The following is a 23,364-nucleotide window of genomic DNA, read 5'->3' as shown; positions in this document are numbered from 1 at the left end:
TCTGATTTGATGGTTTTTAGTGATTAAATCAGAACGACTTGCCATGAAAGGAGGTTTTATACTACCTCCTTTTAAATCCTTTTTTATTGCCGAAGGAGCGTTTGCCCTTGCTCTTATTTTTGACAGGGTTATAAACAGGAGCCTCTCCCAAAAACTCAGGCAAAGCTACTTTACGCACGGGTTTACCGATTAGATCTTCAATTTTTGAAAATTTGAACTGATCTTCTTCATTGATAAAAGTTACCGCTTCACCTTCAGAAGATGCTCTAGCCGTACGGCCAATACGGTGGATGTAATCTTCCGCATCGTTGGGTACATCATAGTTAATCACCATGTCAATATTGTCAATATCGATACCTCTTGAAATTACATCGGTAGCCACTAAAATTTGAAGTTTTCGGCTTTTAAATTCTCGAAGAATGTCTTCTCTGTCTTTTTGCTCTAAGTCAGAAGAAATTGGTTTCGCATTCATTTTTTCACGCTGTAACTCTCTAGTGAGTTCTTTTACCTTCAATTTTGTAGAAGCAAAAATCACCAAGCTAGGAATGTCGTTGAAACGCAACAAATGCTTTACAAGGCCAATTTTCTGATTATTGTAGGTATTGAAAGCTACCTGAACCACCTTTTCGGCAGGTTTAGAAATGGCTATGCTAATTTCATGCGGGTCTTGCAGAATGTCTTTAGCCAGCTTCCTGATTTTTGGAGGCATAGTAGCTGAAAACATCAGGTTTTGTCTGTTTTTAGGCAGAAAACCGATGATGCGCATCAGGTCTTCATAAAAGCCCATGTCCAACATGCGATCGGCTTCATCAAGAATAAGATGTTCTAAATGGTCAATTTTAGCGTAACCCAAATTAAGGTGAGAAATAAGTTTTCCCGGTGTTCCTACAATAATATGAGCTCCAGTGGTCAGCGCTTTCTTTTCTCTTGAAAATCCATCACCATCACCGCCACCATAAATCGGTAATGATGTAGCTGGAGTAAAGTAGCCAAGGCCTTCAAGTTGCTGATCTATTTGCACGGCAAGCTCTCTGGTAGGGCAAATAATCAAAGTATTGATTTGGCCGTCTGGTATTTCATTCGAACAGATTTTATGTAGAATTGGTAGCAGAAAAGCAGCAGTTTTTCCGGTGCCCGTTTGAGCCACAGCAATTAAATCTTTGTTTTCAATAATTACTGGAATAGCTTGCTCTTGGATAGGGGTCGGGTTTTCAAAACCCATAGCATCCAAACCTTCCAATACACTTTCGTGGAGATTAAGTTCTTTAAATGTCAAGTGTGATTTATCTTTATGAGACTTAGGGAATTGCCTAAGCCTGTTACAATTTAGATTGAAAATTAAATGAAAAAAGCCGTATATAAAACCAATATTAATTGTGGTAGCTGCCTTTCTACGGTTACACCTTTCTTAAATGAGTTAAAAGAACTGTCGGAATGGTCTGTAGATTTAAGCAGTAAAGATAGGTTGCTTACCGTGAAGGCCGAAAATATTGATTCTGACCGAGTTGTTCAAGCGGTCGAACAAGCAGGATTCAAGGCAGAAAAAAAGCAGTCCGTTTTTGGTAAGTTATTTTAATTCTTCTTCCAGAAATAAGGAGAAAGCAACATCAGTACGGTAAATAACTCTAGCCTACCTAAAAGCATCAAGAAAGAAAGTAGCCATTTTCCTGGAGCTGGTATATTATAAAAGTTGTCCAAAGGGCCTACATTTCCAATTCCTGGCCCAACGTTACCTAATGAAGTAGCCACGGCTCCAAAGGCAGTGTCGAAGTCTACATTCATGGTAGAGAGTAAGATTACTCCCAAAATCATTACTAAAATATAGATCATAATAAAGGCCAGCACATTCGACACAACCCCTTGTTCAATGGCTTTTCCGCTTATTCTTACGGGAATAACTGCCGATGGATGAAGTTGCCTTTTTAATTCTAGAAATGAGTTTTTGAACAACACTACATGTCGAATCACTTTAACTCCACCAGCTGTGGAACCAGCAGAACCTCCAACTAATAATAGAATGAAAAAAAGTGTGGTTAGAAATGGTGCCCAAGCAGTATAGTCGGCTGATACAAAGCCAGTTGTTGTAATGATTGAAACCACCTGAAAGAGTGAATCTCTGAATGATTTTTCAAGTCCACTATCCGTAGCAATAAATACCGTAATGGTAACAATAAGCGCTATAACGATGGTGAAAATGGTATAAACAACGAACTCTTCATTTTTAAATACTTTTTTGAAATTCCTTTTAAGTGCGTAGTAGGTAAGCGTAAAGCTAGTGCCCGCTAAAAACATAAATACGATTAATACATATTGAATAAAAGGAGAATCGTAATGTGCTGCACTGGCATTTTTAGTAGAAAAACCTCCGGTAGCCATGGTGGTAAGCGAATGATTCACGGCATCGTAAATGGTCATTCCACCGAAGTAGAGCAGAATAGCTTCTGCAACAGTTAATCCTACATAAATGAACCAAAGGCGTTTGGCGGTGTCTTGAATTCTAGGTTGAAGTTTATCGGGTGTAATGCCAGGAGCTTCTGCCACAAAAAGCTGCATACCACCAATACCCAAAAATGGAAGAATGGCTACGGCCAATACAATAATCCCCATTCCACCAATCCATTGGGTAAGACTTCGCCATAGCAATATACCCTTTGGAGCGGCCTCTATATCATTAAGAATTGAAGCTCCTGTGGTCGTATAGCCAGAGATGGTCTCGAAAAAAGCATTGGTGAAATCAGGAATACTATTACTCAACACAAATGGCAGTGCCCCAAAAATTGACATGAAAATCCAGCCTGATGTAACAACAATGTATCCATCACGCTTTTTGAGTTCTTTGTCTGGAAGTTTTCGCGTAAAAAATTTCATTGAAAACCCCACCAATGCCGTAATGGCTGCTGAAGAGGCAATGGCCATTAAATCATGTTCGCCATAATAAATAGATACAGGCAGACAAAGAGCCATAAAGCCAGCATTCATCATAAGAAGAATACCGAGGACTTTTGAAATTGCTTTAATATTGAACCTCATCTGTCTGTAATTTATCAAATAAAGTAAGACTCTACTTTATTGATACTTTCTGGTTTCGATAGCACAACTACCCTGTCTTTTGGTTGAAATCTAAAATCACCAGGAGTGGTGAAACCTCTGCCATCACGAATAACACCGCCAATAATTGCGGTTTTCGGAAATTGAAGGTTCCTTAATTGGTGCTGGGTAATCTTTGAGCCTTCTTTTACTTCAAACTCAAGAATTTCAGCGTCTACACCATGAATACTGGTAATAGATACAATATCACCTTGCCTAATATGGCGGAAGATAAAGTTGGCTGCAATCAGCTTTTTGTTGATCATAGTATCCACTCCAATGCTTTGAGAAAGGTGGATGTAGTCCATGTTTTCTACCATAGCAATGGTTTTCTTCACCCCATTGTTTTTGGCTACCAAACAGGAAATAATATTGGTTTCTGAGTTTCCAGTTACAGCAATAAATGCATCAATATCGCTAATGCCTTCTTCATGAAGCAAATCTACATTTCTTCCATCACCATTAATTACCATGGCATCAGGAAGCTGATCGGCAAGTTCGAAACACTTCTGAGGGTCGCGCTCAATGATTTTAACATTGTAACGGTTACTTAAGATTTTAGCTGCATGAAACCCAACTCTTGACCCTCCTAAAATCATTACACTTTTAACGGGTTCTTTTTTCTTGGCAGCCAAGAAGAGTAACTTTTCAACCCCGTCAGGTTGTGCTACAAAATAGGCATGGTCGTTTACTTGAAACTTAGTGTTTCCGTATGGAATTAATGTTTCATCGTGGCGTAGAATGGCCACGGTCATGAACTTCTGATCTGGATTTAATTTGGCTACCTCCATCATGGTTTTACCATTCAGAGGGCTGTTTTCTGCGATATTTACCCCAATTAAAGAAAGAAGCCCCTTTTCAAATTCAAAACTGTCGGTGAGAGCTACTTCTTTTAAAAGTCTTTTAATTTCTTTGGCGGCTAGCGACTCTGGAGAAATGATATCATCAATCCCTAGATGTTTAAGGTTGAGTTTATCTTTTTGATAGATAAACTCGGTATTCGATATTCTTGCAATGGTTCTCTTTGCGCCTAAGTGCTTGGCTATAATGGCCGTGGCTATATTGGCGTCTTCTGATGAAGTTACGGCAATAAGTAAATCTGCTTCTGAAACTCCCGCTTCTTCCAAAACACTGTATGAAGTGGAGTTTCCTTTAATCGTAGACGCATCTACAGAGTTTGACGCAGACTTCAATTTATCTGCTACTTGATCAATCAATACAATGTTCTGACCTTCAGCGCATAGTAATTTAGCCAAATGAAATCCCACATTTCCAACACCCGCAATTATTACTCTCATTGTCATATCCGAAAATCGCTATGTTTAGCTTAAATCCTAGTGGTGCAAGTAAATGCTTTTAACAATATGCCAAAAAGGATTTCTATCATTTTTGAGAAACTACATTTCCAGTTTTTATGTGAATATCTCTTTGAGGGAAAGGTATTTCTACATTGTGCTCTTTAAACTTCTCAAATATTAAATAATACAACTGACTTTTTAATACGGTTGGCTTATTTATATAGGTGCTTGTCCATACTAACAAGTCGAAATTTAGAGAGTTGTCGCCATACTCTGTGAAGAGTACATCAGGTGCCGGAGTTTGTAGTACATCTGGGTGTTTGGTGGCTATGCCCAATAAAATTGATTTAATGTGCGCTGGGTCTTCTTTATAAGCCACTCCAACAGGAACATGAAAACGAATATTTCTACCACTATGGCTCCAGTTGATTACTGGCTTACTGATGAATTCGGCATTAGGAATAATGATTGAAATATTATCGTTAGTACTCACAGTAGTGGCTCTGGAAGAAATCCTGACGATATCACCTGTTACTTGCCCTACTTCAATTCTGTCACCGACTTTGATAGGGCGTTCAAAAAGTATAATCAGACCCGAAATAAAATTGTTAGCAATATTCTGAAGACCAAAACCAATACCAACACCAAGTGCACCTGCCAATACATTTAAAGAGCCTAATTCAATTGTACTTTGTATTATAATGAGACCTCCAATTAAAACCGCGGTGTATTGAAAAATAGTACCAATAGACTGGTTCACACCGAGGTCATCGGAATAACGACTCATGATTTGTTTTACAAAGATGATTTTAAGTTTTCCACTTAAAAAAATGAGTAAAATCAAAAGAAAAATCACCCTGAGTAGTTCGAAGAACATTAATGGGTTTTCTCCAGTTTTGCTTAGTGCAAAATTTAAACTTGAGTCTTTATCTATTCCAATAGCGGTAAGTGCCATTAGCAAACCGAAAAACAAAATAATGTATTTGGTAGTGTTTCCTATTGAAAGAATTGTTTTTCGGTCTTCAATATACTTACCCAGCACTTTATTGATTAAGAAAGACCTAACCAGATTACCCAATAGGTTAATTAATATCAAGAAAACAACAGGCAGAACCACTTCAGCGATGGTGAACTCTATGCCTAAAAAAGAAATAGGCTCGCTGATGAATGGGATATTATCATTAATAGAGGTGATTAACTGTTCATAACTAGATAATACCTCTTCTAAGTCGTTTTGCATAAGTGGTTACCAATATAACACATTTCTTTACTTAGGCAGTAAGAAAGATGAGTCGCCATAGCTCAGAAAACGATAGCCGTTGGTGTCGGCTTCTTGATATACTTTGCGCCAATCTTCACCAATGAATGCTGCTACCAGCAGAATGAGCGTACTTCCGGGCTGATGGAAATTGGTGATCAAACCATCACAAACCCTGAATTGATAGCCAGGAAAAATGAAAATCTCTGTTGTGCCAATTACTTGATTTAATTCGTTTATGTCCATCCATTTTAGAATGGCAGAAAAGGCTTCTAAACGACTGGCTTTTTGTGGGCTTTGGTAAGGCTCTAGCTTCTCAATCGCGAAATTTTCATTTCCATTCATTAGCCGAACACCAAACCAATAAAGGCTTTCCAAAGTACGCATGGAGGTTGTGCCAATGGCAATGATCTTTCCTTCGGCCTCAACTACACTCTGAATACTCTGTCTATCCACCACCATTTGTTCCGAATGCATGGGGTGTTCCAAAATATTCTCGGTTTTAATAGGCTGAAAAGTACCAGCACTTACATGGAGCGTAAGGAAACTTTCTTTAATCCCTCGGTCAGCCAAAGACTTCAGAATTTCTGGGGTGAAATGCAGACCAGCTGTTGGAGCGGCTACAGCACCGTCATGTGCTGAATAAACAGTTTGATAGCGGGGTTTGTCATCTTCTTCTGGCTGTCGGTTTAAGTAGGGTGGAAGCGGCACCTTACCATAAGCTTCAACTATTTCTGAAAACGAAATAGAGTCATCACTCCAGCTGAATTGAATTTGTCGGCTTTCGCGATCGTGAATACTGGCACTGAGGGTGATGTTTTTTTCACCAATAGTAAGTTGCCTCACCAACGGAATATCATCCTTCCATTTTTTGACATTGCCAATCATGCATTCCCAAATCACGGTTTCACGTTCTTCCATTACAATACTTAAAATGGGCGAAGGCGAAATGGGTTTGAGTAGAAAAATCTCAATTTGGGCACCAGTAGATTTATGGAAAATTAATCGGGCTGGAATTACTTTAGTATTGTTAAAAAAAAGTGTGGATTGACTAGGAATGAGTGCTTCAATGTCTTTAAAACTCTTATGCTCAATTAAGCCATTATGATAATGCAGAAGCTTAGACTGATCTCTTTTGGCTAACGGATATTTAGCAATTCGTTCATCAGGTAGCGAGTAGGTGTAATCGCTTAGGTTAATCTCTTTCTCTGGTTTCATCATTTGCAGTGCAATTTATTAAGGCACAACCGTAAACGGAGATAGATTGAAACTTTTTTCTAACCGATTAGTAAAATGAGTAAATCTTAAACAATCAATATTATGGGAAAAGGAGACATAAAAACCAAGAAAGGCAAAATCGCCAACGGAAGTTTTGGCGTTAACCGTCCTCGGAAAGCGAGTAAAATCGTTAGTCCTAAACCAAAAACAAAGCGCTGAATTAAGTGCTAATCAACTGAACAAATTTATGTGGGGTCGGCAGAAATGCCGACCTCACTGTTTTTGGGTATTCGAAAGTGTTCACATGATCGGTCGTTTCCGTACACTTTTTGAGTGGTTGATCTCCTTTGTTTTGTTTAATTAGCTGATAATCAAATGGTTTGATCTTTTGGCACATCTATTGGAAAGAAGTTGGCAAGGTTAAAAACAATAAGGTTAAAATTAACCGCCTTTGGTCGGGCGGTAACTCAAAATATCAAAGCAACAACATGAAAAATCTAGGTCAAAAAAACATCTCTGCGTTAATCGCACTTTTTTTAGCAATTACAATCGTTACATCGGTTGACGCTAAATCTAATGATTCGAACACCCCAATTTTCGAAGAAGACTTATCCTATTTAGAGGATGTTCAAGAGTATGTTGACGCATACATGGAACCAAGTCCTATGGTGTTCGAAGAAGCTCCTCAAACTGTAAAAGTATTCGATGCGGAAGGCAACTTGGTTTTGCAAGGTATGGTTTCCGAATTGAGCGAAGAAGGTTTGAGAATTTACAGACAGGCAGATTATTTGTCGTCTTTGTATAACACGAAATACTATCGATTGAAATAATAGTATAGCTAGTAGTTTAGTTTAAGGTTGATTAAGGCGATTTCAGACGGAGATCGCCTTGTCTATTTTAAAGGCTATTATTTAAAACTTATCAACTCAAACCTTACCGTATCTCCAGGTTTAAAATGAGCCAGTCTATCCAGCTCGGTTGAACTTACATTGGCAATTCTTGGATAGCCGCCAGTGGTTTGGGCATCGGCCATTAAAACGATGGGTTGACCTGAGTTGGTGATTTGTATGGTGCCCGGAATTACCCCTGACGAAATCACTTCTTCCTTTTTGGTATAGCCGTTAAGCGCTTCTTTTAGTCTATAACCCATTCTATTCGAATCTTGGCCAATGGTGAAGCGGTCGCCAAAAAAGCTTTGTTTTTCAACAGCAGAAAAAGCCTCAAATTCTGGCCCGGGATACACTTTTATTGGGGCTTCAATGGATAGACTTGGTCTTTCACTTTCAGAAATAGTAATAATAGGCTGATCTTTGCCACGGATAATCTCTAAGATTTGATCTTTGACGATTATACTGTCAGGTGTAGTTTGGGCTGTGTTTGTGGCCGAAGCACTAAAGCTTCCTAACCAACTTTGAATGTCCCATTTCCCATTGATGGCTAAATAAGCCCTGCAACCTGTAAGGGGTTTACCAAAGCTTAATACATCCCCATGTTCAATGTTTATTGTTCTGAATAGTGGTATTGTATTTCCGTTAATTTCCGCAGAAAGGTCAGCACCCGTAATCGCAATTTGACATTGTCCTTCGAATTGAATTTTCGGCCCTAGTAAAGTGATTTCTAAAACCTGGGAATCGGCTGAATTTCCTACCAAATGATTAGCAAGTTGAGCCGAAGCTTTGTCCATAGCTCCGTTGATGGGGATGCCCAAATCTTGCACGCCATGTCTACCCAAATCCTGTATGGTAGTTTGTAAACCCGGTTTTAGAAAATGTAGCCTAGCCATAATATTCTTCTAAGTTGAATGTATTGCTGGATACTCGCTTTTCAATCTCTTCAAATTCTACCGAGGAAATAGGCTTGAATTTGACAGCATCACCCGCTTTTAAAAGCGTAGGGTTTTCTGTTTTAGGGTTGAAAGTAGGGATAGGAGTGCGGCCTATAATTTGCCATCCACCCGGTGCATTCGCTGGGTAAATTCCGGTTTGCAAACCCGCTAAACCGACTGAACCCGCCAAAACTTCTTTTCTTGGTTCTGCTTTTCTAGGGCAGAATAATTGTCCAGGCAAACTGCCCAAATAGGCGAAACCCGCTACAAAACCAAGCATGTATACTTTGTAAGTTTCTTGGCAATGTGTATCAATAATTTCCTGCTGAGTCAGGTCAGTTTTTTCACTTACTTCATTTATGTCGAGCGCGTAAAGTGCCTCATAGCAAACAGGAATATGAATGATTTTTGAGTTTAACTCTAGGTTTTTCGATTGGATTTTTGAGTTGAGTTCTTCAATTTGTTTAGAGAGAGTTTTGAACGAAGTGTTCTCACTAAAACCCACTGTTAACGAGCAATAAGCCGGAATAAGAAAGGTAACTTCTTTGAGCTCTTGAAGTTGTTTATACAGTGAAAGCACTTGATTGTTGATGGCTTCATCAATTTTCTGCTCAAAATTCACGAGCAAAGCTGAGTCGCCAAAGCGCACAATTTTCATGGTGTTGAAAAGGCTTTTTGAGTTATTCCGTTTTCTTCCAAACCTAATTTAATGGCTTTTAGAATCTCCACCGCCTGAGGATTGTCGCCATGAATGCAAAAGCTTTCCGCTTGCAATTCAACCTTTTCGCCATTCAGTGTTTGAGTATAGCCGTTTTTAATAACTGATAGCACTTGACTAACAGCGGCTTCAGCATTATGAATTACTGAGTTTTCTTTTCCTCTGCTCATCAACTTTCCATCAGCTTCATACCTCCTGTCGGCAAATGCTTCGGCAATAAAAGTCATGCCTTCTGCTTCCACAATGTGCTTCATGTGACTGCCTGCTAAGCCCATGATCATAAGGGTTGGGTCAATGGATTTAATGGCTTTCACAACGGTGGCAGCTTCCTTTTCATTCTTGGATATTTCGTTGTAAAGTGCACCATGTGGTTTTACATATTTCAGTTGCCCTCCAGTGCTTTCCACCATTCCTTTTAAAGCAGACACCTGATACTTGACAGAGGCATACAACTCTTCAACAGACATTTGAATCACCCTTCTACCAAAACCCTGTAAATCAGGATAGCCAGGATGCGCACCGATTTGAATACCTTGAGCAATGGCCATTTCTATGGTTTTCTGAATATGGTAAGGATCGCCAGCATGCATGCCACAGGCAATATTGGTGGAGGTAATATGAGGAAAAATAGCCTTGTCATTGCCAACTGAAAAGTTGCCGTAGCTTTCTCCCATATCGCAATTGATGTCTATTTGTTTCATTTTTGCATGTACTTATGAAGTGATGATAAAGCAGTTTTTCGCACTTTATTTTTCATAAAGCCACTCCAGCCTAAAAGCATTCCGGGTAAACCCAGTGCCATCGAACACCATTTCCACATATTGAAACGATCTTTGTGGTAAACAATCTTCCCTTCTTCAATAATAAACTCTGCAGTAATTTTGTTGCGCACCACACGCTGTGTTTTGCTGAAAGGGTACACAGCCGTCCATTGAGCTTTGGCTTTTCCGTTAGTTACCTCAAGTATTTTATGGGTCACCGTCAAATCTTTCCCACCTCTTTCTATCAACATCGACCACATAGAAGTGATTTCTGAATCATTTAATCGACCAAAGGCTGGATCTTCGAATACAGCTTGCTTGGCATAACAAGCATTCATGGCTTCGGCATTCTTTTGGGCAAATGCAGTGTAAAACTGATCGATAAGCAGGCGGTTCTCTTGTATCGACATAAGGCAGCGGAGTTAAAATTTACTCAATATAACCTTCTTTCTTGAACCAATTGTAAGCTCGTTCGATAGCATCTTTCACGGTAAGGTCAGGTTCGTAACCCAATTCTTCTTTGGCCTTACTTCCATCCAAATGCTGACCGTAAGCTAAAATGGCCACTGCCGTTGAGGAAAGAGTAGGAGGAGAGCCTCTGAAAAGCGTATATTTTATTTCTTGTGATTTAGAAATGAATTTGGCCATGTTCAAAGGAATGGTCTTTTTGATCATGGGAACTTGGGCAATCTCACAAATCATTTTAATGATTTCTTCTATCGAAGTATTTTCACCAGTGATTAAGTACCGCTCTCCAAAACGGCCTTTTTCTAGAGCCAACAGTAAACCTCGGGCAGCATCGCCAGCATAAACCGCATTTCGAAGCCCATGAACATAAGCCGGGATTTCTTCATTGGCCGCATCTTGAATTAACCGGCCTGTGGTAGGGGAATAATCATATTCACCAAAAGTCATACTTGGAATTCCAATTACAAGAGGCAGGCCGTCTTCAGCGTTTATTTTAGCCATATAATCCATCAGCCATTTTACCCTTAAATAGGCATTAGTGCTTTCTGGCTCTTGGGGGTAATCCAGACTTTCATGGCCTAACCCGTTAGGGTTTTTAGGCAAAACAATGGAACCGCCCACATACAATGCTCGACTTACTTTTGCTTCGCGAACGCCATCAATAAAGAACTGCATTTGCAAACGGGCAGTCTTAATTTCTTGGGCGAGTGGTTTTGGAACGGTGGGGTAATAGGCAGCGCAATTGGCTACATAGTCTAATCCTTCCATGGCTCGAATCATACTGCCTCTATCGTTTAGGTCGGCAATACGGCTTTCGAACTTAAGGTCTTTAATATGGGATAGGTTGGAGTCTTTTCGATGAATAATCACTACTTCGTACTGCCGCAATTGAGCAGCAATGGCCAAATGGTGACCCAACATGCCTGTGCCACCAATAATGCCAATTTTCATAATGTATAGGAAGTAGTAAGTTTTAAGTAAGAGGATAGATAGAGGAGTGAAGATTAATCTTCATCATCATCTTCGTCCTCATCATCTGCAATGTCGAAGCCAGTACCTTCGTCTTCGTCATCCACATCTTCAGCATGTCTTTCTTCGTATTCCTCTTTAATCTCATCTTTGAGGTTACCGTCTGCATCGTAATCATCGTCATCTTCAATGATTTGTTGTGCTTCTTCAACGGTCATTCGAACAAGGTAATATTTCTCCTCAGTTTCGAAAGGAAGGGCAGATACACGTTTACCATCTTTATTGGTAAAGTAAATAAGGTTGTCTTCAAAGCCTTCAGGATACTCAAGCTTAATTTGCTCTTGGATTTCTACGTCCAGCTTGTCAAAATCTTTAATTACCCTTGGCTTGGGACTTGGTGAGCTCATAGTTTATTTCCGATTCAATTTTAAGGCAATTTCTATTTAAAAGTTAAAAAGTCAAGGGCTAGGACAAATAAAAAGAGAATATCTGTTTTAACCTGATTTGTCTGGGCCGTTATTTCACCTCCCGAGCAACAATTTTTAACTGTCGTTCTCTTTCAAATCTTTCCAAGCCAAACTGAATAAGCAACTCAATTAATTCAGAATAACTTACACCTGTGGCTTCCCACATTTTTGGATACATACTAATAGGCGTAAAGCCTGGAAGCGTATTAATCTCGTTGATCATAATAGTGCCATCGTTGCTGATAAAGAAATCGACACGGGCAAGGCCTTCACAACCTAATGTAGTGTATGCCCTTTTCGCCATTTCACGAACATCGTTGATTTGCTCATCGGTGAGTTGGGCTGGAATATGAATGCTCGAAGCATCTTTACTTACATATTTGGATTCGAAATCATAAAAACCAGCTGTGTTTACAATTTCGCCAGGCAATGAAGCCTGAGGTTTTTCATTGCCCATCACCGCTACTTCGATTTCGCGTCCGTTGATATTCTGTTCAATAAGCACTTTGCTATCGTACTTTAGCGCATCTTGTAAGGCCGCATCATATTCCGTTTTGGAATTTACTTTATGCACGCCTACAGAAGAACCTAAATTAGCAGGCTTAATAAAAAGTGGGAGACCAAGCTCTTGTTCTACCTTTTCGAAATTAGGTTGATGAGTCCATGTAGCGCAAACATAAGGGGCAATTGCAATGTTGGCATCGCGCAACAAACGTTTGGTTACATCTTTGTCCATGCAGGTAGCTGAAGCTAAAACTCCGCAGCCTACAAAGGCCACATTGAGCATTTTCAACATGCCTTGAATGGTTCCGTCTTCCCCAAAAACCCCATGTAATACAGGGAAGACAATGTCGATTTCTCTTAATATTTTTCCAGAGCCGTTTTCCAGCACTGCAGCTCCTTTTTCACCCTGAATCAAGGTTACAGAGGTTCCTACTTTATCATGCGTGTTTTCAGTGTCTTGTAAAAACCAATGGCCTCCAATGTCAATTCGCAGTGGAATGACTTCAAACAACGATCTATTAATATGTTTTAGAATACCTTCTGAAGATATAAGGGAAATTTCGTGCTCGGTAGATCGCCCACCGAAAACCACCGCAACTTTAATTTTTGACATTTAAAAAGTAAATGAATTTGTACACGTGAATAACGCCAAGAGAACTAAATATTCATATTGGTTTAAGAAATTTATTCAAGAGAGTTTGACAGGAATAAAGGTATTTACTGATTTCTATCTGACTTGAACTTGGTGTTGGCTTTTTCCATTGGCCATGCCAGCGATTGAACGGGGTTTACTTTTTCCGATGCCCTTACTTTTAGGTTATACAGCGTGCCGCTCAATCGTTTTCTAATTCTACTGATAATGATACTGTTTAGGTTAATTACCATTTTTTGATCCTGATATACGCCCAAGTAGTTAACCTTCACATCATTTGCCCCGTGCTTTTGCAATTTCCATTGAGCAGAATAGAAATTCACTAAATCGTAGTCCTCATTTCTGTTATACTCTTTTATTTGGGTGGAACGAGTATAAAAAGTCTCGTTTTCGTACCTGACATCTACTTTTACTCGGCCTGTTTTCTTAACAAAGAGCCAGGGGATGTCGACAAAGAAATCGAATGTGAAAGAGGAATCCTGTTTATCTACCAAGAGCATTTTGGATTTGCTTTCACCTTCTACCCAGTCATAACCATCTACATCTAAAATGAGGTTCATGACTTCATAGATGCTTGAATTTTTTATAATGAAGGAACCTCTTAATGCCTCATATCCATCTCCAAGGGTGTCTAATTGAGTCATGGTAATGCCTTTGTGTTCCCAAGTTTTTTGAGAAAAGGCATTGATTGACAAGAGAATGAGAAATGAGGTGATTAAAAGTCGTTGCATAGTTTTAATAGAGTGCCAAGATAACGGTTTTGATGAGTTTAGGGCAAATATTTGGTGAAAGGGTTTTTAGCTTTTACTTTTTAACTTGCTGAGATGAAATCAAAACTGTGGAGCTTACTTTTTTGGATGGTCATTGCTGCCGCCTTTATTGGGCCCGGTACTGTAACTACAGCGGCTGCCGCTGGCGCTGGCTATGGTTATAGCTTACTTTGGGCATTGGTGTTTTCGGTCTTTGCTTGTATTATCTTACAAGAATCTGCGGCTAGAATTACCATTGCTTCCGAACTCAGCTTGGGCGAAGCCATTAAGGATAGGTTTAAGTCGCAAAAAGTAGCACTGAGCATTGGAGTAGCTATATTTTTGGGCTGTGCTGCTTATGAAGCTGGAAATATTTTGGGTGCGATTTCAGGCGTTGCATTGATTTTTACTGGTATCCAACCTTCCGTTTTCACTTTGATTATTGTAGGGGTAAGCACACTTGTATTGTGGAGCGGTAAAACGCAAACCGTAGCCAATATTATGGGGTTTGTGGTGGCCATTATGGGAGTCGCCTTTCTGATTTCGGGCTTAAGTACTCCGATTAGCGGAGGGGATTTATTAAAAGGCGCTTTGGTTCCATCCTTTCCAGAGGGTTCTGTTTTGATCACTTTAGGCTTGGTAGGAACCACCATTGTGCCTTATAATATTTTTATGGGTTCAGGCTTGGCGAAAGGGCAAAGCTTGTCTTTTATGCGTTTTGGTTTGGTGCTGGCCATTTTAATTGGCGGATTGATCTCTACGGCCATTTTATTGGCGGGGGCTTCAGTAGTGGGGGAATTCAGTTTTGAAAATTTAGCCGCTACTTTGATAAAGAATAACGGTGTTTGGATGTCCTATACGTTTGCAATTGGCCTTTTTGCGGCAGGTTTTACTTCCAGCATTACAGCGCCATTAGCAGCAGCCATTACTTTAAAGAGTGTGGCCAAAAGTGAAAAAGGTTGGGAAGATAACGGTCTAAAATATAGATTGGCTTGGGGCAGCGTAATGCTCACGGGGTTGGTTTTTGGTGTAACGGGCGTGAAACCCATTCCTGTAATAATTTTAGCCCAAGCGGCCAATGGTTTGATACTTCCCGTGATTGCTATTTTTCTTTGGTTAATCTGCAATAATAAAAGTTACCTCAAAGTACATAGGAATGGGTTTGGAATGAATTTAGCCATGCTAATTACTGTTTTTGTTGCTAGCGTTCTGGGTTTTATTAACGTTTTTAAAGCGGGTTATGCTGTAGCGGGAAGTAGTTTTGCTTTTGAAGACTTAAATCAAATGGCTATTCTTGCTTTGTCACTTTTAGTTACTTTTTTGGCGGGCTGGAAAGTGATGAATGAGAGGTCACAATAGCTTATTACAACTTGTAAAGGTTTTACTAAAAATGGGTTCAAGAATTTATTTTTGTCTGTTCATGGTGCTGGTTTCCGTAGTACTGTTCAGTATGCAACTTCCAAATGTTCATCAATTAAAACACACTCCAAAACTTACGGTTACCGAACTTGATTTTGGAACAGAAGCTGTTACTTTTTGTATGCACGAAGGAGTCAAAATTAGATTCAAACTGGCTTTGGATGATTTCGGAACTGAAGATGTAGTAGTGAAAATATCCAAAGGTGAGGTAGACTTGAAAACTTGGGAAGCCGAAACGTTTACCTACTTAATCAATCCTAAAGCGGAAGCCTTTGAGGTAGAGGTTTGGGTGAAGACGAAAGATGTAGTCGAAATCCAAGTGCCGGTAGTAAATGGGAAGCTTGCAAACTATGATGTTTCTGGAGCTTTTGATACTTCAAATGCTAAATGGAAACCGATCAGTGAAGTTTTTCAAGTCGATGGAGATTATGTAAAGGTGATTTCTAATTGGAAACTATATGGCCGTATTTGTGAGTAGATCTTTGACTTTCAGCGCGAAAAAGGTAATGTTAGCTTAATACGAATTGATAGAGATTAATCATGCAATGCATGAAATATCGTTTAATTTTGCACAAAAAAAACATTATGAAGTTGTGGAGATCGGTGGTGGTGATTTGTTTTTTGGCAACAGCTTGTGGGGGAGGAGATATCCCAACGCCAGATCCGGTGGTAGAAACCCCAAATTACGATGCTTGCTTGCCAGAAGTTGGAGAGAGTACTCTAGAAGTGGTGACTTGGAATATTGAAAATTTCCCGGTGCACACCAATACTGCGGTCGCGGTAAAAACAATCATTGAAGATACAGATGTGGATGTAATCGCACTTCAGGAGATTACCTCAAAGTCAGAATTTAATGCCCTTGTTGATGCTTTAGATGGCTGGTCTGGCCATGTTGAGGACTATGCAGGCTCACAGTGGGTGGGATATATGTATAAGACTTCTGAAGTTACAGTATTGACGCAACCCGAAAACCTATTTCCAGAAAGCAGTAATGACGATTACAATTTTGCTTTCACCAGTGTAAGAAGGCCATTATACATGAAATTTCAGCACATTAACGGATTGACGGTGAACATTATCAATGTACATATGAAGTGTTGTAATGGTTCAGAAGACAGAAGAAGAAGTGGGGCTGTATTACTGAAAGACTACATTGATACTAATTTACCGAATGAGAATGTGATTTTACTCGGAGATTTTAATGATGAAATTGTAGACCAAGCAGATAATGTTTATCAGAACTTTATTGATGACAATGCGAACTATAAATTTGCTACCATGCCTATTGCCCAAGGGCCTTCAAGTGAATGGTCATACCCTTCTTGGCCTAGCCAAATCGATCAAATTCTAATCACTAATGAGCTTTTTGCAAAGGCAACAGAAACACTAGTATTGAAACTCGACAATTGTCAAACTACATTTGAATCTCAAGTATCCGACCACAGGCCTGTAATGATTCGTTTGAATAATAATTAGGCCCGATGCTTCTAAAGAAAATCGCCCTTCTAAGAATTTCTTGGAAGGGCGATTTAGTTTTTTATAGCCATTGTAAGACGCTTTAAGCTAGAACTTGATCCACTCAACCATGAATGGATTCTGATTTACCGTAGCGTTGTATAATCTCGCCTTCGATTTCAATCAGTTCTTTCCATTGTTTATCTACATCTAAACCTTCACCATACTTTCTGGCAAAACCTAGAAATGTGGTGTAATGACCTGCTTCGCTAACCATTAGCTGGTAATAGAATTTAGACAATTCTTCATCTTTAATATTTTCGGAAAGTACTTTAAAGCGTTCACAGCTTCTGGCTTCAATCATGGCAGAAAATAAAAGTCGGTTTACCAAGCTTTGTTGTCTGCTGCCCCCTTTTATTCTCGCTTTAAACAGTTCATTGACATAACTGTCTTTTCGTTCTCGCCCTAAAGTATAGCCACGTTTCTTGATGATTTCATGCACCATTCTAAAATGCTCGAGCTCTTCTTGCGCCAAAATAAGTAGTTCAGTAACCAGTTCAGTATGTTCCGAATTCCCCGCAATAATGGTGATGGCATTGGTAGCTGCTTTTTGTTCGCACCAAGCATGGTCTGTTAGAATTTCTTCAATATTAGTTTCTGCTAAATGTGCCCAACGTGGGTCTGTGGCAAGTTTTAAACCGAGCATATCAATTTGATTTTATAAGAAAGCCAAAAATAGGGTTAAGCCTAATGGATTAATAATTATGCAGCCTTTACTTCAACAACTCCTCAAATACCTTTTGAACATATACTGTAATCGTTCCTAAGTATTCAAAATTGATGGTTTCGAAAGTATCACTTGGCTTGTGGTAATGTGGCGTAGTGTCTTTGTTTACGTACTCTTCAGTCAAACCAATGGCATTAAAGCCCACATTTCTGAAAGAACGGTGGTCGGTAGAAGTTACGGTAGACATATGGATTGGGAATTCATAACCGTAATCTTTAGCCACTTTTAAGTAATGATCTTTTAGTGCTTCGGTAGGCATTTCTAATTCAAAACCCCTGTCACCATCATTGTCCCAACCCATTTGGTCAATGGTATGTACCGAAACAATATTGAAGTTCTCATCCTTTAGTTTTTTAGCGTAAGCCTTGCTACCTATTAAGCCGCGCTCTTCTTCATCGAAGAAAACAATCTTCACATTGTATTTACGTGAATTTAAACCGGCAATATGCTTGGCCACGGAATACACCAAAGCCACACCTGAGGCATTATCATTTGCGCCTGGGCAATCTTTTACAGAATCATAATGAGCACCTAAAACTACCCATTCATCAGTTTTTGTAGTGGCCATAATGGTGCCTACCACATTATTTCCCGTGGCGCTGTAGTTCTCAATTTCAACTTGATCGATAAACTCAGAAAGTTCATTCTTTAAGAAATCAGCTACAATTTCACGCGATTCTTGTGCATGACGATCCTTTAGTTTTGTATTGCCTTTGATTTCCGTATGGCCAGTAATCTTAGAAGTTAAGTCTACTTGTTCTTGAAGTTTTTGCCCCTGAAAGGCTAACGAGTTGAAAGAAAAAAGAAGAATTGTAGCGACTAAAAAATTCAATTTACGGGTCATGGCTTATGCGTTTTTTTGAGCTCACAATTTAAGGTATTCCTCAATGATAAAAACAAGAATGTCGGTTGAATGGCTTTTCACTTCAGTTTCTGGATAGAAAAGTAACCTCAAATGGAAAATTCTAATTTTCTGTTTGCTTTAGAAAAATCCTTTCCTAGATTTGGGGCATAATGAGAAACACAAATTTACATAGCGCATGGTGGTGGCATTTAACTGAACTCAGTTGATGTGAACACATGCTATATGTAATATAACGATATTCAAAAGCCTGCTTCACGCAGGCTTTTTTTGTTTTAGGCCATTCAAGAACCGAAAAATGAACAAGATTAAATTAAATACTACCTCGCAAAAACTATTGGCAGATACCGTCACCCCGGTGAGTATCTACTTGAAGTTGCGCGATAAATACGAGAATCCAATTTTGTTGGAAAGCTCTGATTATCATGGAAATGACAATAGCTTTTCTTACATCTGCTGCGAGCCTTTGGCCAGTTTTAGGTTGAAAGATGGCCAATTGACAAAGCAGTTGCCTGGCCAAGCGGAAGCTCAATATCAAGTAGAGAATAGTAAGGTAGGCGATGAATTAAGTGCTTTTTCAAAAAGTTTCGAATCGGATGATAATCCTTATAAATTCATCAATAATGGCCTTTTCGGTTACATTGGCTACGATGCGGTGAAGTATTTTGAGAACATTCCTGTGAATGAGGTAAAGGAAGATCAATACGGAATTCCCGATGTGCTTTACCATGTGTATCGTTATGTAATCGCCATCGATCATTTCAAAAACGAACTCTATGTTTTTGAGCATTCACCAGAAGGAACTGCGCCCAAAGGCTTGGAGCCAATTATCAATTTGGTGAACAATAAGAACTATCCATCTTACGAATTCAAAACAATAGCTGAAGAAAGCTCTAACTATACAGATGATGAATTTTTGAACATCATTCAAAAAGGAATTGATCATTGTCACAGAGGAGATGTATTCCAGATTGTGCTTTCAAGGAGATTCCAGAAGGGCTTTAAGGGAGATGAGTTTAACGTTTATCGTGCCCTAAGGTCGGTAAATCCTTCGCCTTACCTTTTCTACTTTGACTACGGTAGCTTCAAAATATTCGGTTCTTCGCCCGAAGCGCAATTGGTGATTAAAGATGGTGAGGCTACTATTCACCCCATTGCAGGTACTTTCAAACGTACTGGAAACGATGAAGCAGATGCAGAGTTGGCCAAGGTATTACACAACGATCCAAAGGAAAATTCGGAACATGTTATGTTGGTGGATTTAGCCCGCAACGATTTAAGTCGTGCTGGATCGAATGTGAAAGTGGATACCTATAAAGAAATTCAATATTACTCGCATGTAATTCACTTGGTATCTAAGGTAACAGGAACGCTGAATGCCGATGTACTATCAACCGACATGGTAACAAGCACTTTCCCAGCCGGAACACTTTCTGGCGCCCCTAAAGTCCGTGCCATGCAGCTAATCAACGAATACGAAAAAACCAGACGAGGCTATTACGGTGGCGCTATTGGTTTCATGGGTTTCGATGGCAATTTCAACCATGCGATTATGATCCGTTCTTTTCTGAGCAAAAACAGCAATCTACATTTTCAAGCAGGTGCTGGCGTAGTTGCCAAATCAGACAAGACCTCTGAACTACAAGAAGTAAATAATAAACTAGGAGCATTGAGAAAGGCCATTGAAATGGCGGAGAATATTAGATAGTAGTAATCAGGGATCAGAAAATCAGTGGATCAGGAATTAGGAACGGAGAAAAAAAATAATCAGATGAAGAGTTTTAAGGATTTAGAAGCTTGGAAAAAGGGTAGAGTGCTAAGGAACGATATATCGGCTTTGACAAAGACTTTTCCTGTCGAGGAGAAATTCAAACTTGTTGATCAAATTATCAGGGCTTCGCGATCTGTTACTGCCAATTTAGCTGAAGGCTACGGAAGGTTTCATTATCAGGAGAATATCCAGTTTTGTAGGGTTTCTAGAGGTTCTTTAACTGAAATACAAGACCACATAACTGTGGCCTATGATGAAGGATACATTGATGAGAAACTAGCAAAGAAGTACGATGAACAAGTGGAAGAATGTATTCGAATCATTAACGGCTACATCAATTACTTAGTTAAGAGCAAACAGGAGAAACAATAAACCCTGATAAACTGATTCCTGATATACCGATAACCGATAACTGAACAAAATGAAGATACTAATACTAGATAACTACGATTCATTCACCTACAACTTGGTGCATTACCTGCGCGAGTTGGCCAAGGGTGCGGAAATGAAGGTCGTACGAAACGATCAAATTACAATAGACGAAGTGGAGGCTTATGATAAGATTTTGCTTTCTCCTGGGCCAGGAATTCCAGAAGAAGCGGGAATTATGCCTGAACTGATAAAGCGGTATGGGGCAACCAAAAGTATTTTAGGTGTTTGCTTGGGGCATCAGGCCATTGCCGAGGCCTATGGAGCTTCACTTTATAATATGTCGGAAGTATTGCATGGTGTTTCAAGCAAAATTAAAGTGGTGAAGCCTGAGGACAGACTCTTCAATGGCATTCCAAGCGAATATGAAATTTGCCATTACCACAGCTGGAATGTGAGTAAGGAGAATTTAGGAAATGAACTTGAAGTCACCGCCTATGACGAACTCGGTGAAATCATGGCCATCAGTCATAAAGAATATGATGTTAAAGGCGTGCAGTTTCACCCAGAATCCATCATGACAGAGTATGGGCATAAATTGCTTGAGAATTGGCTCAATGATTCAGTGAACAGTGAAACGGTGATCAGAAAACAGGAACTCACCTCATTTACTAAATCCTGATCCACTGATTTTCTGATTCCTTATAACTAATAAAAGAAGATGAAAGACATACTAAACCAACTTATAGAATATAAATCGCTGGATAAGACCACAGCAAAGGAGATTTTGATGAATCTCACATTGGGGAAATACAATCAGAGTCAGGTGGCGGCATTTCTAACGGTGTACTTAATGCGAAGTATCACAGTGGAGGAACTCGAAGGCTTTCGCGATGCCATGCTAGAACTTTGTGTGCCGGTAGATATTCCAGAATACGATGCCATCGATCTTTGTGGAACAGGCGGAGATGGAAAGAATACTTTCAATATTTCCACACTAAGCTCTTTTATTGTTGCTGGTGCAGGGCAAAACGTAGCCAAGCACGGAAACAATGGTGTGTCCTCTGTTTCTGGTTCTTCGAATCTGATGGCGCATTTCGGTTACGAATTCACCAACGACATTGGTAAGCTCAAAAAGAGTTTGGACGAAAGTGGAATTGCTTTTTTGCATGCACCACTTTTTCACCCTGCCATGAAAAACGTAGCACCCATTCGAAGAGACTTGGGCGTAAAAACCTTCTTTAATATGTTGGGGCCAATGGTGAATCCTTCATTTCCTAAAAAACAATTGGTAGGAGTGTTTAGTCTAGAGTTGGCCAGATTATACGGCTACCTTTACCAAAAAACCGATAAGCAGTTTGTGATTTTGCATGCCCTCGATGGCTATGATGAAATTTCATTGACAGGAGGTTTTAAGAAAATCACGCATTTGCAGGAAGAAATTGTTCAACCCGAAGATTTAGGACTTACCCGAATTCAACCCGAAGCCATTTTTGGTGGCGAAACGGTGGAAGAATCAGCTAAGATTTTCGAGAGGATATTAAAAGGCGAAGGTACAAAAGCCCAAAACGAGGTAGTGATTGCCAATTCGGCTATGGCTTTACAATGCGGTAAAGGCTATAGCTCCGATGATTCAGTGGGTTACGCACGGGAATCGCTTGAATCGGGGAAGGCACTCAAGGTATTTAAGACATTATTAGATTTATAAAATCGAGAAAACAGGGAATCAGTAATCAGTAGAATAGATGATAATAATTCACTGATCCACTGATTAACTAATCCCTGATAACTGACATAGAATGGATATTTTACAAAAAATCATTGCACACAAAGAGAAGGAAGTGGCCGAACGAAAAGGGCTTTTTCCTCCTAAGTTATTAGAGCAGAGTATTTACTTCGAGAGCAAACCCGTTTCGTTGAAAAAGTATTTGCTGCGCGAAGATAAATCGGGAATTATAGCCGAATTCAAGCGTAAATCGCCTTCGAAGGGCGTGATTAATGCCCACGCCAAGGTAGAAAGAACTACAATCGGTTACATGCAGGCAGGTGCTTCGGCACTTTCTGTATTGACGGATTCTGAGTTTTTCGGAGGAAAGAACGAAGACCTTTCTACGGCCAGAAAATTCAACTTCTGCCCTGTACTAAGAAAGGACTTTATTATTGATGAATACCAGATCATTGAAGCGAAGTCGATTGGTGCCGATGCTATTTTGTTGATTGCTGCTTGTTTGACACCAGAACGGTTGAAGGAATTAGCGGCATTTGCCAAAACGCTTCAATTAGAAGTGCTGATGGAAATTCACAATGAAGAAGAGTTGCATCCGTACCTCTCTCCAGATTTAGACGTAGTAGGAGTGAACAATCGTAACCTTAAGACTTTCGAAACCAGCATTGAAACTTCAAAAATGTTGGTGGACAAAATCCCGAACGAGTTTGTGAAGATTTCAGAAAGCGGCATTAGTGATCCTGCTACCATTGTTGAGTTGAAAAAGGCAGGCTTCCAAGGCTTTCTAATTGGTGAGACCTTTATGAAAACTGGCAGGCCAGAAAGGGCAGCTGCTGAGTTTGTCGAACAAGTAAGGAAACAGCTTTCAGTGTAAAAAAGGAAAAAGTTGATCAGAAAATCAGAAATCAGGAAAAAATGAAATAGTTGATCAGAAAACAGAGAAACAGGGAACTGAAATCGCTGATAAAAATTCGTTTTAACTGATAACTGATAACTGATAA

26 protein-coding genes are annotated in these 23,364 nt (G+C 39.6%); 11 read left to right on the top strand and 15 right to left on the bottom strand.

The annotated features are described in order from the left end of the window. Positions 1-61: 61 nt before the first annotated feature. On the bottom strand, positions 62-1,276 hold the full coding sequence (locus OB69_RS13250) for a DEAD/DEAH box helicase (protein ID WP_053224222.1): 1,215 nt from the start codon (positions 1,274-1,276) through the stop codon (positions 62-64). 66 nt (positions 1,277-1,342) lie between these two features. On the opposite strand from OB69_RS13250, the gene OB69_RS13245 reads away from it, so the two are divergent. Further along, on the top strand, positions 1,343-1,576 hold the full coding sequence (locus OB69_RS13245) for a heavy-metal-associated domain-containing protein (RefSeq protein ID WP_053224221.1): 234 nt from the start codon (positions 1,343-1,345) through the stop codon (positions 1,574-1,576). Here the strand turns inward: OB69_RS13245 and OB69_RS13240 are convergent. The 4 genes from OB69_RS13240 to OB69_RS13225 form a co-directional block, all read right to left on the bottom strand. Then, on the bottom strand, positions 1,573-3,030 hold the full coding sequence (locus OB69_RS13240; protein WP_053224220.1) for a TrkH family potassium uptake protein: 1,458 nt from the start codon (positions 3,028-3,030) through the stop codon (positions 1,573-1,575). The genes OB69_RS13245 and OB69_RS13240 overlap by 4 nt on opposite strands. Before the next feature lie 14 nt (positions 3,031-3,044). Beyond that, positions 3,045-4,385 carry a Trk system potassium transporter TrkA gene (gene trkA / locus OB69_RS13235; protein ID WP_053224271.1) on the bottom strand — a complete coding sequence of 447 codons (1,341 nt, stop codon included), beginning with the start codon at positions 4,383-4,385 and terminating at the stop codon, positions 3,045-3,047. A gap of 85 nt (positions 4,386-4,470) precedes the next feature. Then, positions 4,471-5,625: a mechanosensitive ion channel family protein gene (locus OB69_RS13230; protein ID WP_245620819.1), complete on the bottom strand. Its 1,155-nt coding sequence runs from the start codon at positions 5,623-5,625 to the stop codon at positions 4,471-4,473. A gap of 27 nt (positions 5,626-5,652) precedes the next feature. After that, positions 5,653-6,861: an S-adenosylmethionine:tRNA ribosyltransferase-isomerase gene (locus OB69_RS13225; RefSeq protein ID WP_394324656.1), complete on the bottom strand. Its 1,209-nt coding sequence runs from the start codon at positions 6,859-6,861 to the stop codon at positions 5,653-5,655. 102 nt (positions 6,862-6,963) lie between these two features. On the opposite strand from OB69_RS13225, the gene OB69_RS18250 reads away from it, so the two are divergent. Continuing rightward, positions 6,964-7,080, top strand: coding sequence for a 30S ribosomal protein THX (locus tag OB69_RS18250; RefSeq protein WP_071426786.1), 117 nt, complete (start codon positions 6,964-6,966; stop codon positions 7,078-7,080). A 269-nt stretch (positions 7,081-7,349) separates the two neighbouring features. Further along, entirely contained in the window at positions 7,350-7,691 is a 342-nt protein-coding gene (locus tag OB69_RS13220) for a hypothetical protein (protein ID WP_141655458.1), read from the top strand. A 77-nt stretch (positions 7,692-7,768) separates the two neighbouring features. On the opposite strand, the gene OB69_RS13215 is transcribed toward OB69_RS13220, so the two are convergent. The 8 genes from OB69_RS13215 to OB69_RS13180 form a co-directional block, all read right to left on the bottom strand. Next, entirely contained in the window at positions 7,769-8,644 is an 876-nt protein-coding gene (locus tag OB69_RS13215; protein ID WP_053224217.1) for a 5-oxoprolinase subunit C family protein, read from the bottom strand. Then, the gene (gene pxpB / locus OB69_RS13210) at positions 8,637-9,344 is read right to left on the bottom strand and encodes a 5-oxoprolinase subunit PxpB (protein WP_053224216.1); all 708 of its coding nucleotides are present in this window, start codon (positions 9,342-9,344) and stop codon (positions 8,637-8,639) included. Before pxpB ends, OB69_RS13215 begins: the two co-directional genes overlap by 8 nt. Further along, positions 9,341-10,105 carry a LamB/YcsF family protein gene (locus tag OB69_RS13205; RefSeq protein WP_053224215.1) on the bottom strand — a complete coding sequence of 255 codons (765 nt, stop codon included), beginning with the start codon at positions 10,103-10,105 and terminating at the stop codon, positions 9,341-9,343. Before OB69_RS13205 ends, pxpB begins: the two co-directional genes overlap by 4 nt. After that, positions 10,102-10,575 (bottom strand): nuclear transport factor 2 family protein, encoded by a 474-nt coding sequence (locus tag OB69_RS13200; RefSeq protein WP_053224214.1) that lies wholly within the window; start codon positions 10,573-10,575, stop codon positions 10,102-10,104. Before OB69_RS13200 ends, OB69_RS13205 begins: the two co-directional genes overlap by 4 nt. A gap of 19 nt (positions 10,576-10,594) precedes the next feature. Further along, positions 10,595-11,584, bottom strand: coding sequence for an NAD-dependent epimerase/dehydratase family protein (locus tag OB69_RS13195; RefSeq protein WP_053224213.1), 990 nt, complete (start codon positions 11,582-11,584; stop codon positions 10,595-10,597). 53 nt (positions 11,585-11,637) lie between these two features. Further along, positions 11,638-12,009: a hypothetical protein gene (locus tag OB69_RS13190; RefSeq protein ID WP_053224212.1), complete on the bottom strand. Its 372-nt coding sequence runs from the start codon at positions 12,007-12,009 to the stop codon at positions 11,638-11,640. 109 nt (positions 12,010-12,118) lie between these two features. Next, positions 12,119-13,186 (bottom strand): D-alanine--D-alanine ligase family protein, encoded by a 1,068-nt coding sequence (locus tag OB69_RS13185; protein WP_053224211.1) that lies wholly within the window; start codon positions 13,184-13,186, stop codon positions 12,119-12,121. A gap of 104 nt (positions 13,187-13,290) precedes the next feature. Then, positions 13,291-13,956, bottom strand: coding sequence for an SRPBCC family protein (locus OB69_RS13180; protein WP_053224210.1), 666 nt, complete (start codon positions 13,954-13,956; stop codon positions 13,291-13,293). A gap of 93 nt (positions 13,957-14,049) precedes the next feature. Between OB69_RS13180 and OB69_RS13175 the strand changes: the two genes are divergently transcribed. The 3 genes from OB69_RS13175 to OB69_RS13165 all read left to right on the top strand — a co-directional run bounded on the left by OB69_RS13175 (position 14,050) and on the right by OB69_RS13165 (position 16,869). Next, on the top strand, positions 14,050-15,333 hold the full coding sequence (locus OB69_RS13175) for an NRAMP family divalent metal transporter (protein ID WP_071426785.1): 1,284 nt from the start codon (positions 14,050-14,052) through the stop codon (positions 15,331-15,333). A 31-nt stretch (positions 15,334-15,364) separates the two neighbouring features. Beyond that, the gene (locus tag OB69_RS13170) at positions 15,365-15,871 is read left to right on the top strand and encodes a hypothetical protein (protein ID WP_157608578.1); all 507 of its coding nucleotides are present in this window, start codon (positions 15,365-15,367) and stop codon (positions 15,869-15,871) included. Between the two features lie 107 nt (positions 15,872-15,978). Further along, on the top strand, positions 15,979-16,869 hold the full coding sequence (locus OB69_RS13165) for an endonuclease/exonuclease/phosphatase family protein (protein ID WP_185096910.1): 891 nt from the start codon (positions 15,979-15,981) through the stop codon (positions 16,867-16,869). Between the two features lie 103 nt (positions 16,870-16,972). On the opposite strand, the gene miaE is transcribed toward OB69_RS13165, so the two are convergent. Beyond that, entirely contained in the window at positions 16,973-17,554 is a 582-nt protein-coding gene (gene miaE / locus OB69_RS13160) for a tRNA-(ms[2]io[6]A)-hydroxylase (RefSeq protein ID WP_053224207.1), read from the bottom strand. Between the two features lie 67 nt (positions 17,555-17,621). Then, positions 17,622-18,479, bottom strand: a complete 858-nt coding sequence (locus OB69_RS13155; RefSeq protein WP_053224206.1) for a M28 family metallopeptidase — start codon at positions 18,477-18,479, stop codon at positions 17,622-17,624. 316 nt (positions 18,480-18,795) lie between these two features. On the opposite strand from OB69_RS13155, the gene OB69_RS13150 reads away from it, so the two are divergent. From OB69_RS13150 to trpC, 5 genes are all read left to right on the top strand, one after another. After that, positions 18,796-20,205 (top strand): anthranilate synthase component I family protein, encoded by a 1,410-nt coding sequence (locus tag OB69_RS13150; RefSeq protein ID WP_053224205.1) that lies wholly within the window; start codon positions 18,796-18,798, stop codon positions 20,203-20,205. A gap of 63 nt (positions 20,206-20,268) precedes the next feature. Next, positions 20,269-20,640, top strand: coding sequence for a four helix bundle protein (locus OB69_RS13145; protein WP_053224269.1), 372 nt, complete (start codon positions 20,269-20,271; stop codon positions 20,638-20,640). Between the two features lie 49 nt (positions 20,641-20,689). Continuing rightward, entirely contained in the window at positions 20,690-21,319 is a 630-nt protein-coding gene (locus tag OB69_RS13140; protein ID WP_053224204.1) for an anthranilate synthase component II, read from the top strand. A gap of 39 nt (positions 21,320-21,358) precedes the next feature. Beyond that, positions 21,359-22,345: an anthranilate phosphoribosyltransferase gene (gene trpD / locus OB69_RS13135; RefSeq protein ID WP_053224203.1), complete on the top strand. Its 987-nt coding sequence runs from the start codon at positions 21,359-21,361 to the stop codon at positions 22,343-22,345. A gap of 91 nt (positions 22,346-22,436) precedes the next feature. Continuing rightward, positions 22,437-23,237 carry an indole-3-glycerol phosphate synthase TrpC gene (trpC, locus tag OB69_RS13130; RefSeq protein ID WP_053224202.1) on the top strand — a complete coding sequence of 267 codons (801 nt, stop codon included), beginning with the start codon at positions 22,437-22,439 and terminating at the stop codon, positions 23,235-23,237. Positions 23,238-23,364: the final 127 nt, after the last annotated feature.

The sequence above is a fragment of the Roseivirga seohaensis subsp. aquiponti genome, from assembly GCF_001267955.1.
In the GTDB taxonomy this organism is placed as follows: Bacteria; Bacteroidota; Bacteroidia; order Cytophagales; family Cyclobacteriaceae; genus Roseivirga; species Roseivirga seohaensis.
Note: the sequence above shows the minus strand (reverse complement) of the source record. Positions and strands in the feature narration are given on the sequence as shown.

Coding starts and splice junctions, on each gene's coding strand:
- OB69_RS13245 (WP_053224221.1), top strand. CDS start 1,343: ATGAAAAAAGCCGTATATAAAACCAATATTAATTGTGGTAGCTGCCTT.
- OB69_RS13240 (WP_053224220.1), bottom strand. CDS start 3,030: ATGAGGTTCAATATTAAAGCAATTTCAAAAGTCCTCGGTATTCTTCTT.
- trkA (WP_053224271.1), bottom strand. CDS start 4,385: ATGAGAGTAATAATTGCGGGTGTTGGAAATGTGGGATTTCATTTGGCT.
- OB69_RS13230 (WP_245620819.1), bottom strand. CDS start 5,625: ATGCAAAACGACTTAGAAGAGGTATTATCTAGTTATGAACAGTTAATC.
- OB69_RS13225 (WP_394324656.1), bottom strand. CDS start 6,861: ATGAAACCAGAGAAAGAGATTAACCTAAGCGATTACACCTACTCGCTA.
- OB69_RS18250 (WP_071426786.1), top strand. CDS start 6,964: ATGGGAAAAGGAGACATAAAAACCAAGAAAGGCAAAATCGCCAACGGA.
- OB69_RS13220 (WP_141655458.1), top strand. CDS start 7,350: ATGAAAAATCTAGGTCAAAAAAACATCTCTGCGTTAATCGCACTTTTT.
- OB69_RS13215 (WP_053224217.1), bottom strand. CDS start 8,644: ATGGCTAGGCTACATTTTCTAAAACCGGGTTTACAAACTACCATACAG.
- pxpB (WP_053224216.1), bottom strand. CDS start 9,344: ATGAAAATTGTGCGCTTTGGCGACTCAGCTTTGCTCGTGAATTTTGAG.
- OB69_RS13205 (WP_053224215.1), bottom strand. CDS start 10,105: ATGAAACAAATAGACATCAATTGCGATATGGGAGAAAGCTACGGCAAC.
- OB69_RS13200 (WP_053224214.1), bottom strand. CDS start 10,575: ATGTCGATACAAGAGAACCGCCTGCTTATCGATCAGTTTTACACTGCA.
- OB69_RS13195 (WP_053224213.1), bottom strand. CDS start 11,584: ATGAAAATTGGCATTATTGGTGGCACAGGCATGTTGGGTCACCATTTG.
- OB69_RS13190 (WP_053224212.1), bottom strand. CDS start 12,009: ATGAGCTCACCAAGTCCCAAGCCAAGGGTAATTAAAGATTTTGACAAG.
- OB69_RS13185 (WP_053224211.1), bottom strand. CDS start 13,186: ATGTCAAAAATTAAAGTTGCGGTGGTTTTCGGTGGGCGATCTACCGAG.
- OB69_RS13180 (WP_053224210.1), bottom strand. CDS start 13,956: ATGCAACGACTTTTAATCACCTCATTTCTCATTCTCTTGTCAATCAAT.
- OB69_RS13175 (WP_071426785.1), top strand. CDS start 14,050: ATGAAATCAAAACTGTGGAGCTTACTTTTTTGGATGGTCATTGCTGCC.
- OB69_RS13170 (WP_157608578.1), top strand. CDS start 15,365: ATGGGTTCAAGAATTTATTTTTGTCTGTTCATGGTGCTGGTTTCCGTA.
- OB69_RS13165 (WP_185096910.1), top strand. CDS start 15,979: ATGAAGTTGTGGAGATCGGTGGTGGTGATTTGTTTTTTGGCAACAGCT.
- miaE (WP_053224207.1), bottom strand. CDS start 17,554: ATGCTCGGTTTAAAACTTGCCACAGACCCACGTTGGGCACATTTAGCA.
- OB69_RS13155 (WP_053224206.1), bottom strand. CDS start 18,479: ATGACCCGTAAATTGAATTTTTTAGTCGCTACAATTCTTCTTTTTTCT.
- OB69_RS13150 (WP_053224205.1), top strand. CDS start 18,796: ATGAACAAGATTAAATTAAATACTACCTCGCAAAAACTATTGGCAGAT.
- OB69_RS13145 (WP_053224269.1), top strand. CDS start 20,269: ATGAAGAGTTTTAAGGATTTAGAAGCTTGGAAAAAGGGTAGAGTGCTA.
- OB69_RS13140 (WP_053224204.1), top strand. CDS start 20,690: ATGAAGATACTAATACTAGATAACTACGATTCATTCACCTACAACTTG.
- trpD (WP_053224203.1), top strand. CDS start 21,359: ATGAAAGACATACTAAACCAACTTATAGAATATAAATCGCTGGATAAG.
- trpC (WP_053224202.1), top strand. CDS start 22,437: ATGGATATTTTACAAAAAATCATTGCACACAAAGAGAAGGAAGTGGCC.